Origin of the sequence: Streptomyces sp. NPDC059851, from assembly GCF_042732005.1 — a bacterium.
Taxonomy (GTDB): domain Bacteria; phylum Actinomycetota; class Actinomycetes; order Streptomycetales; family Streptomycetaceae; genus Streptomyces.
On the sequence record NZ_JBHWJJ010000001.1, the window covers coordinates 52,638 to 60,993 of the forward strand.

Consider the following 8,356-nt stretch of genomic DNA (forward strand, 5'->3'; position numbering starts at 1 on the left):
AGGGGGTTACTCCATCATGGAAGGAAAGATCGCTCTGGTCACCGGAGCGGCCGGCGGCATAGGCGAGGCCATCGTGCGCGCGCTGGCCTCCCGGGGCGTCCGCGTGGCCGCGGTCGACCGGGACGCCGACCGCCTGCGCAAGGTGGCCAAGGCCGTCGAGGAGGACGGCGGTGCCCGCGTGGAACCGTTCCCCGCGGACGTCACCGCCAGCGCGGACGTCGAGGGGCTCGTCGACGACGTCGAGGCCCTGGTCGGCCCGCTCGACTTCCTCGTCAACGCCGCCGGCGTGCTGCGGCTCGGCGAGGCGCGCACGCTGACCGACCAGGAGTGGAGCACGACGTTCGCGGTCAACACCACGGGGGTCTTCTTCGTCTCCCGGGCCGTCGTCAACCGCATGGTGCCGCGCCGCAGGGGCGCGATCGTCACGATCGCCTCCAACGCCGCGGGCACCGCCCGTACCGAGATGTCCGCGTACGCCGCCTCCAAGGCGGCCGCGACCATGTTCACCAAGTGCCTGGGCCTGGAGGTCGCCAAGTACGGCATCCGCGCGAACCTCGTCGCCCCCGGCTCCACGGACACCCCGATGCTCAACTCCATGTGGCAGGACGAGAGCAGCGCCCGGGCGTCCATCGACGGTGTCCCGGACGCGTACCGCGTCGGCATCCCGCTGGGCAAGCTGGCCCGCCCCGAGGACGTCGCGGAGGCGGTCGTCTTCCTCCTCTCCGACAAGGCGTCCCACATCACCATGCACGACCTCACCGTGGACGGCGGTGCGGCGCTCGGTGTCTGAGACCGGTGCAACCAGCCAGCGAACCGTGAACGAGACCGTGAACGAGAGGGAGAAAGGAATGGCAGGCATACCTGCGATCACCCCCTATCCGATGCCGGCGGCGGCCGACCTGCCGGCCTCCGCCGTCGACTGGGAGGTCGATGCCGACCGCGCCGTCCTGCTGGTGCACGACCTGCAGAAGTACTTCCTGGCCGCGTTCCCGCAGGGCGAGCAGCCCGTCGTGGACCTGGCCCGCAACGCCGGCGAGCTGCGCACCCGCGCGGCCGAGCTCGGCATCCCGGTCGCGTACACCGCCCAGCCGGGCGGCATGACCCCCGAGGAGCGGGGCCTGCTGAAGGACTTCTGGGGCCCGGGCATGCGGCCCAGCGTCGAACACCGCCAGGTCATCGACCCCGTGGCGCCCGTCGACGGCGACTGGATGCTCACCAAGTGGCGCTACAGCGCCTTCTTCAAGACCGACCTGCTGGAGCGGATGCGCGCCGCCGGCCGCGACCAGCTGATCATCTGCGGTGTCTACGCCCACGTCGGCGTCCTCATGACCGCCGTCGACGCGTTCACCAACGACATCCAGCCCTTCCTGGTCGCCGACGCCGTCGCCGACTTCAGCTGGGACGAGCACCGGATGGCGCTGGAGTACGCCGCCGGTCGCTGCGCGCGCCTGACCACCACCAAGGAACTGCTCACGGCCCTCCCGGACCGGGTGGCCGCGTACGCGGGAAGGGAATCCGCATGACCGAGGACCTGCTGGCCCGGATCCTCGCCGACCGGCCCCCGGCCTTCGCCCTGATCCACCGCCCGGAGACCACCGTCCGCCGTAGCCTCGACGTGTTCCTGGGCGAGTTCACCGAGGCGGCCACCCTCGCCGACATCCCCCTCGCCGACGTCGAGGCCGGCGCCGGCGTCCGCCAGGACGTCCTCGCCCTCGTCCCGTACCGGCAGCTCGCCGAGCGCGGCTTCGCGGCGCCCGACGACGGCACCCCGCTGCTCGCCATGACGATCGCCGAGCAGGGGCAGGTGCCGCTCGCGACCGTGCTGGACCGGATCCCCGACGAGCCCGTGCGGCTCGTGCCGGGCGGCGACTTCGACATCGACGACGACACCTATGCCGAAACGGTTCGCCGCGTCATCGCGGACGAGATCGGCACCGGCGAGGGCGCGAACTTCGTGATGAAGCGCTCCTTCGTCGCCGACATCAGCGACTGGTCGGTCGGCGCGGCGCTGCGCTTCTTCCGACGGCTCCTGGAGCGCGAGACCGGCGCCTACTGGACGTTCATCGTCCACACCGGCGACCGCACCCTCATCGGGGCCTCCCCCGAGCGGCACGTGAGCGTCTCCGGCGGCCGCGCCGTGATGAACCCCATCAGCGGCACCTACCGCTTCCCGCCCTCGGGGCCGGAGCTGCCCGGCGTCATGGACTTCCTCGCCGACCGCAAGGAGGCCGACGAGCTGTACATGGTCGTCGACGAGGAACTGAAGATGATGGCCCGGATCTGCGAGGCCGGCGGCCGCGTCGTGGGCCCGTACCTCAAGGAGATGGCCCGCCTCGCCCACACCGAGTACTTCATCGAGGGCCGCACCACCCGCGACCCGCGCGAGATCCTCCACGAGACCCTCTTCGCCCCGACCGTGACCGGCTCCCCGCTGGAGAGCGCCGGCAAGGTCATCCAGAAGTACGAGCCCCAGGGCCGCGGCTACTACAGCGGCGTCCTGGCCCTGATCGGCCAGGACGAGCAGAGCGAGCGCACCCTGGACTCGGCGATCCTGATCCGCACCGCCGACATCGACGACGGCGGCCGCATGCGCATCGGCGTCGGCGCCACCCTGGTACGCCACTCCGACCCGCTGTCCGAAGTGGCCGAGACCCGGGCCAAGGCGTCCGGGCTGCTCGCCATGTTCGAGCAGCAGGGGCCGCCGCGCTTCGGCGACCACCCGGAGGTGCGGGCGGCCCTGAGCCGGCGCAACGCCACCATCGCGGGCTTCTGGCTGGACGACGACTCCGCCCGGACGCGGCCCGTGCCGCTGCTGGTGGGCCGCAAGGTGCTCGTCGTCGACGCGGAGGACACCTTCACCGCGATGATCGAGCACCAGCTGCGGGCCATGGAGGCCGACGTCACCGTCTGCCGCTTCGACGAGCCGTACAGCTTCGCCCCGTACGACCTCGTCGTGATGGGGCCGGGGCCGGGCGACCCGCGCGAGCTGGACCACCCGAAGATCGCGCACCTGCACGGGGCGATCGACACCCTGCTCGCGGAACGGCGGCCCTTCCTCGCGGTGTGCCTGAGCCACCAGGTGCTCAGCACCAAGCTCGGCTTCCCCCTCAAGCGCCGCGCCCAGCCCAACCAGGGCGTGCAGCGCGAGATCGACCTGTTCGGGCGGCGCGAGCGCGTCGGCTTCTACAACACCTTCGCCGCGCAGAGCACCGCGGACGCCGTCGAGGTGCCCGGCATCGGCACCGTCGACGTGTGCCGCGAAGCGGGGACCGGCGAGGTGCACGCGCTGCGCGGCCCCGGCTTCCGCTCGATGCAGTTCCACGCCGAGTCGGTGCTCACCGAGGACGGCATCCGCATCGTCAGCGAGGCGCTGTCCGGCCTGCTCAGCGAGACGCTGGTATGAGGGCGACCGTGGCCTGGTGGGACCTGGAGGGGTCCGGGCACAGCATCGAGTCGTTGCGGACGTACCTGCGCGAGGAGGCGGTGGACCGGTTCGCCGCGGTCGAGGGCCTGCGGCTGAAGTTCTGGATCGCGGACCCGGCGACGCAGCGGTGGGGCGCGGTGATGTTGTGGGAGTCCGCGGAGGCGGCGGCGCAGCCTCTGGCCCCGCGGGCCGCCGAGCTGATCGGGCGCACCCCCGTGCAGTACACGGTGTTCGACGTCGAGGCGACGGTCGAGGGCCTGCACGGCATGCCCGTACTGCCGGGCCCCGGGCCGATCCCGGCAGTGTGAGCGGAGCGCGTACGGCCCCTCACGGCCCTTCGGGGGCGTGGGGGGCCGTCGTCGTGACCGAGCGGGTGCTCACCCGGTGCAGGACCTCCGTCATGGCGTCCAGCGTGCCGTGGAAGTCGCTGTCCAGGTCCCGCAGCCAGGGGTTCTGCGCGAGGACGGCGGCCGCCGGGCGGTCGGTGAGGGTGATGCTCAGCGTGAGCGTGAGCCGGCCCTCCTCGTCCTCGCCGATCTCATTGCGTATCTCGGCGATGTCGGTGTCGTCCAGATGCCGGTAGGTAATGCGCCCGGCACTCTCCTGCGGGGTCACCCGCTGGAGGAATGTCAGGTCGCCGCGCCGGATTTCCCGTAGGAATCCATCGGTGTAGCGCTCGTTGATCCGGCATTCGGTAATGGCCGGAACATAGCCGGTGGGAAACTCTGCCTTGTGGAGCAGAGCCTGCCACAGACTCTCCCTCGTGGGAGTCGGACACCCCCTCTGACCTGCGCCGACAATCGGGCGCGTCCATGAAAGCGTCAGCATTGCTCTCCCTTTTCCGCCGGTGGGCCGGCGTGCAGCTTCGGCCGGGCGGACGACCGTGTCAAAGTCGTTCGGGACATTACGTCACCTGCCCCGAGAACTTGACGTAGTGGACCGGGCGTACTGCCCGGAACGGGTCTCCTTCTTGCAGGGTGAGGGTTGGTCGGTGGCGTTCCACAGGGCGCCCTTCCCGATAAATCCGATGCGGAGAATCAGGAGAACGCTGATGTCTGAACGGTTCGACGGCCAGGTCGTCCTCGTCACCGGAGGAGGCGAAGGCATCGGCCGGGCAGCGGCGGTCGCCTTCGCCCGGCTCGGCGCCCTCGTGGTGGTCGCGGGCCGCCACGCGGAGACGCTGGAGGGGACGGTCAAGCTGATCCGCGACGCGGGCGGGCAGGCGGACAGCATCGTCGCCGACGTCTCCGACACCACGGGCGACGCCACCCACGGCACCGGCGCCGCGTACGTCGTCGCCGAGACGGTCCGCCGCCACGGCGGCCTGAACGTGGCCTTCAACAACACCACCGAGCTCGGCGCCCAGCAGCCCGTCGCCGACATCGACGAGACGGTCTGGGCGCACACGCTGACCGCGAACCTGACGGGCGTCTGGCTCTCCATGAAGCACGAGATCGCCCACATGGAGGCCACTGGCGGCGGCGTCATCGTCAACACCGCCAGCAACATCGGCGCGCAGGGCATGCTCCCCGGCCTCGGGGCCTACGCCGCGTCCACCGCCGCCGTCTCCGCCCTGACCCGCACCGCGGCCCGCGAGTACGTCTCCCGGTCCATCCGCATCAACGCCATCAGCCCCTGCCCGCTCGGCCGGGGTGCCAGCGTCGAGGAGATCGCCGACACCGTCGTCTGGCTCTGCTCCGACGCCGCCTCGTACATCGTCGGGCACGACCTCGTGCTCGACCGCAAGACCAGCGACTGACCCGAAGGGGCCGGGCCCGCACACCGGCCGAGCAGAGGAGCCCTGAGAAGAACGGTGAGCAGCCCGCGTCCCACCCCCGCCCCCGCCCCCACCGCCGGGCCCGACACCACGCCCGGCACCGCCCCCGGTCGGGGTGCCGTCCGCGGCGGCTACGTCCTGGCCGAGGCCGACGGCGGCGAGCCCGACGTCCTGCTGATCGCCGGCGGCGGCGAGACGGACATCGCCCTCGGCGCCCGCGCGATCCTCCAACGCGACGGCATCGCCGCCCGCGTGGTGTCGATGCCCCGCCTCGAACGCTTCCGGCAGCAGTCCGCCGCCTACCGCGAGCAGGTGCTGCCGGGCCGGGTGCGCGCCCGGGTCTCCGTGGGAGCCGGTGCGGCCCTCGGCTGGTACGAGCTCCTCGGCGACGCCGGGATCCCCGTGGGCCTCGACCGGTCCGGGACCGGCACCCCGTACACCGCCCTGCTCCGGCAGCACGGCTTCACCGCCGAGCGGGTGGCCGCCACCGCCCGGGCCGGTCTGGCCCGCGCCCGACACCGACACCGGGAGCACGTGTGACCGCCCCGAACGCCGTACTGACCGCCCGGATCCCGGGTTCCAAGAGCATCACCAACCGGGCCCTGCTGCTCGCCGCGGCCGCTGACGGCGTCTCCCTGCTGCGGGCCCCGCTGGTCAGCGACGACACCCTCGCCTTCCGCGAGGCCCTGACCGGCCTCGGCGTGCACATCGAGGCCGAGGCCGGCGATGCCGCCTGGAAGGTCACCGGCACCGGCCGCCCGCCCGCGCCGCCCGCAGCCGGCCCCGTGTGGTGCGAGGACGCCGGCACCGCGGCCCGCTTCCTGCCCCCGTTCGCGGCGACCGGCCGCGGCTCCTTCACCTTCGACGGCACCGGCCAGCTGCGCGCCCGCCCGCTGCGGCCGCTCGCCGACGCGCTGCGCCGGCTCGGCGTCCGCGCCCGTGTCACCGAGCCGGTCGGCGGACTGCCCATGACCGTCGACGCCGACGGCCTGAAGGGCGGGGAACTGACCGTCGACGCCAGCTTGAGCAGCCAGTACCTCACGGGGCTGCTGATGGCCGGGCCGCTGATGCGCGAGCCGCTGACCGTACGCGGCCAAGGGCTGGTCAGCCGCCCGTACATCACGATGACCCAGGACCTGATGCGCCACTTCGGGGCGTACGTGGACGAGTTCGAGGGCGGTGCCGTCCAGGTGCTGCCCGGCGGCTACCGGGCCGCCGAGCTCGACGTCGAACCCGACGCCTCCACCGCCTCGTACTTCTTCGCGGCAGCTGCCGTCACCGGCACCACCGTCACCGTGCCGGGCCTGGGCCGCTCCAGCGTCCAGGGCGACCTCGGCTTCGTCGAGGTGCTGCGCCGGGCCGGGGCCCGCGTCGAGGTCGGCGAGCGGGAGACCACGGTCACCGGTGCCGCCGACGGCGTGCTGCGCGGCGGCTTCGACGTCGACATGGGCGACATCTCCGACACCTTCATGACCCTGGCGGCCGTCGCCCCGCTCGCCGACGCCCCGATCACCGTGCACGGCATCGGACACGCCCGGCTGAAGGAGTCCGACCGGATCGCCGCGGTCGAGGAGAACCTGCGCGCCCTCGGGATCCGCACCGAATCGGGCCCGGACCGGATCACCGTCCACCCGGGCCGGCCCGCGGCCACCGTGATCGCCTGCCGCCGGGACCACCGGATCGCGATGGCGTTCTCGGTGCTGGGCCTGCGCGTCCCCGGCACCGCCCTCGACGACCCGTCCTGCGTCGGCAAGACCTTCCCCGGCTTCCACGCCGAGCTGGCCCGGCTCTTCCCGGCCCGCCCGGGCACCAACCGTCACTGACATCACTGACAACGAAAGGGATGTGAGACACCCCATGGCCGACATACTCATCGCCGGCGGTGGCATCGGTGGCCTCGCCGCGGCACTCGGGCTCGCCCGGCGCGGACACCGGGTCACCGTGCTGGAGCGCCGGGATGTCTTCACCGAGGTCGGCGCGGGCATCCAGCTCGGCCCGAACGCCTTCCACGCCCTCGACCTGCTCGGGGTGGGGCGGGAGGTCCGCGACCGTGCCGTCTTCATCGACGAGCTGCGGTTCATGGACGGCACCACCGGCGAGAAGGTCGCCGCGATGCCCGTCAGGGAGAACTACCGGGTGCGGTTCGGCAACCCGTACGCCGTCGTCCACCGCGTCGACCTGTACCTGCCGCTGCTGGAAGCCGCCCGCCGGCACCCCGGTGTCGAGCTCCGGGGCCGCCACCACGTGGTCGGCTACGAGCAGAAGGCGGGCGAGGTCACGGCGCTCCTCGCCGACGGCCGCCGCATCACCGGCGACGCACTGATCGGCGCCGACGGCCTGCACTCGGCGATCCGGCAGCAGCTGGTCGGCGACGGCGGCCCGAGGGTGTCCGGCCACACCATCTACCGCGCGGTGATCCCGATGTCGGAGGTGCCCGAGGAGCTGCGGTGGAACACCGTCACCCTGTGGGCCGGCCCGAAGTGGCACTTCGTCCACTACCCGATCGCCGGCGGCGAGCACTTCAACCTGGCCGCGACCCGCGACGACGGTGCCACCGAGGCCGTGGCCGGCGTCCCCGCGGAGCACGGGCACGTCGTGAACTCCTTCCCCGAGCTGTCGGGTGCCGCGCGCCGGCTACTGGAACTGGGCCGCGACTGGAAGGCCTGGGTGCTGTGCGACCGCGATCCGGTCGACCGCTGGACCGAGGGCCGCGTCGCCCTCCTCGGCGACGCCGCGCACCCGATGCTCCAGTACGCCGCCCAGGGCGCCTGCCAAGCCGTCGAGGACGCGGTGCTGCTGAGCGGGCTGCTGGACGGCTGCCCGGCCGACTTCGAGCAGCGCCTGGAGAAGTACGGTGCGGCGCGCCGCGAGCGCACCGCCCGGGTGCAGCTGGTGGCGCGCGAGATGGGGCGGCAGCTGTACCACGCGGCCGGCGACGCCCGCGTCGAACGGAACGCGATGCTCGCCTCTCTCTCGGAGGACGACATGTACGACAAGGTGGCGTGGCTGCACGGCGCGTACGACTTCGAGACGGGGGCTGCCGGCTGAGCGGGCCGCGGCGGCAGACGGGGCGGTGGGGGGCCCGGGGTGCCCCGCCCCCCCCCCCCCCCAGGGGGGGGCAAACGCGCGGCGCCCCCCCCCGCCCCCCGGGCGGG

The 8,356-nt window shown here is 72.9% G+C and carries 9 protein-coding genes; 8 read left to right on the plus strand and 1 reads right to left on the minus strand.

Annotation, left to right across the window (positions count from 1 at the left end):
* The first annotated feature begins 16 nt into the window (after positions 1-16).
* The 4 genes from ACFV7Q_RS00225 to ACFV7Q_RS00240 are packed head-to-tail and all read left to right on the plus strand — an operon-like array spanning position 17 to position 3,732.
* On the plus strand, positions 17-790 hold the full coding sequence (locus tag ACFV7Q_RS00225) for a 2,3-dihydro-2,3-dihydroxybenzoate dehydrogenase (protein ID WP_385421808.1): 774 nt from the start codon (positions 17-19) through the stop codon (positions 788-790).
* Between the two features lie 58 nt (positions 791-848).
* A complete protein-coding gene (locus ACFV7Q_RS00230; RefSeq protein ID WP_385421811.1) occupies positions 849-1,523 on the plus strand; it encodes an isochorismatase family protein in 675 nt (224 codons plus the stop codon).
* Positions 1,520-3,403 carry an anthranilate synthase family protein gene (locus ACFV7Q_RS00235; protein ID WP_385421814.1) on the plus strand — a complete coding sequence of 628 codons (1,884 nt, stop codon included), beginning with the start codon at positions 1,520-1,522 and terminating at the stop codon, positions 3,401-3,403. Before ACFV7Q_RS00230 ends, ACFV7Q_RS00235 begins: the two co-directional genes overlap by 4 nt.
* A complete protein-coding gene (locus ACFV7Q_RS00240) occupies positions 3,400-3,732 on the plus strand; it encodes a hypothetical protein (RefSeq protein WP_385421816.1) in 333 nt (110 codons plus the stop codon). The genes ACFV7Q_RS00235 and ACFV7Q_RS00240 overlap by 4 nt, the downstream gene beginning before the upstream one ends.
* A gap of 19 nt (positions 3,733-3,751) precedes the next feature.
* Here ACFV7Q_RS00240 and ACFV7Q_RS00245 read toward each other — a convergent pair whose 3' ends face one another.
* A complete protein-coding gene (locus tag ACFV7Q_RS00245; protein ID WP_385421819.1) occupies positions 3,752-4,252 on the minus strand; it encodes an AtaL-like protein in 501 nt (166 codons plus the stop codon).
* A 223-nt stretch (positions 4,253-4,475) separates the two neighbouring features.
* On the opposite strand from ACFV7Q_RS00245, the gene ACFV7Q_RS00250 reads away from it, so the two are divergent.
* From ACFV7Q_RS00250 to ACFV7Q_RS00265, 4 genes are read left to right on the plus strand one after another with little or no spacing between them, the layout of a single operon-like run.
* Positions 4,476-5,183 (plus strand): SDR family oxidoreductase, encoded by a 708-nt coding sequence (locus ACFV7Q_RS00250; RefSeq protein WP_385421822.1) that lies wholly within the window; start codon positions 4,476-4,478, stop codon positions 5,181-5,183.
* A gap of 54 nt (positions 5,184-5,237) precedes the next feature.
* Positions 5,238-5,741, plus strand: coding sequence for a transketolase C-terminal domain-containing protein (locus tag ACFV7Q_RS00255; protein WP_385421825.1), 504 nt, complete (start codon positions 5,238-5,240; stop codon positions 5,739-5,741).
* A complete protein-coding gene (gene aroA, locus ACFV7Q_RS00260; RefSeq protein ID WP_385421827.1) occupies positions 5,738-7,024 on the plus strand; it encodes a 3-phosphoshikimate 1-carboxyvinyltransferase in 1,287 nt (428 codons plus the stop codon). Before ACFV7Q_RS00255 ends, aroA begins: the two co-directional genes overlap by 4 nt.
* Before the next feature lie 34 nt (positions 7,025-7,058).
* Positions 7,059-8,249 (plus strand): 3-hydroxybenzoate 6-monooxygenase, encoded by a 1,191-nt coding sequence (locus ACFV7Q_RS00265; RefSeq protein WP_385421830.1) that lies wholly within the window; start codon positions 7,059-7,061, stop codon positions 8,247-8,249.
* Positions 8,250-8,356: the final 107 nt, after the last annotated feature.